Origin of the sequence: Parablautia muri, from assembly GCF_009917485.1 — a bacterium.
In the GTDB taxonomy this organism is placed as follows: domain Bacteria; phylum Bacillota; class Clostridia; order Lachnospirales; family Lachnospiraceae; genus Suilimivivens; species Suilimivivens muri.
In genome coordinates this window covers 1-641 of record NZ_QZDT01000198.1, presented here as the reverse complement: position 1 = coordinate 641, position 641 = coordinate 1, and the positions used below count along the sequence as shown (strand labels likewise).

Below are 641 nucleotides of genomic sequence, written 5' to 3'. Positions count from 1 at the left end.
CTGTCCCGGTTCTCCCCCTTGTCAATCAGCGCATACGTCCCATGTCTGCCCTCGATTTTGGAAAAGGAAAGTGTCTTGTAGGGCAGCATGGAGAAAAGGCGGTCAGTGTCCTTTGTGGCTGCAAGCCGCATGAACGCCGGGGAAAGCCCTGCCATGAAATGGGTCTTGTTCGGGCTGTTCGGCTCGTAATGCCGCTTCATTTCCCGCACAATGCGCCGCGCTTCCGTTTCAATCAGCCCGTCCCGCAAAGCTGCGATATGCGTTTTGAAATCCCCCGGCGAAAGCTGCTCCCGGCTGCGCCGTTCTTCCTGTAAGAGCGATTGCAGCGCGTCCGGGTCGTTGGGTACGGCTTCAAAGCGTTCAAATTTCCCAAGCTGCGGGTCTGGGGTTCCGTCAAAATATCTCCCGGCTTCCTGTACCCTTTCCCCATGCTCATAAATCAGCTTCACCGTATCGGCGGGCAGCTCCTTTTCCTTGACGCGCTCATAATGTTTAGAGTAGTCCAGTTCGTACAGATTGCCCTTGATTTTCCCGCGCTCCTTTCCCGTCAGCTCGATTGCATAGGCAAGAACGCGGTCGCTTGTCTGCTCCATGTAGAAACGCCATGTGTTGTGGGGCGCGGTGTCTTTGAGGAAAACGTC

At 55.5% G+C, this 641-nt stretch carries 1 protein-coding gene; it reads right to left on the bottom strand.

Annotated elements, in window-relative coordinates:
* Positions 1-641: hypothetical protein (locus tag D5281_RS25205; protein ID WP_160562572.1), on the bottom strand; the 641-nt coding region annotated here is incomplete at both ends.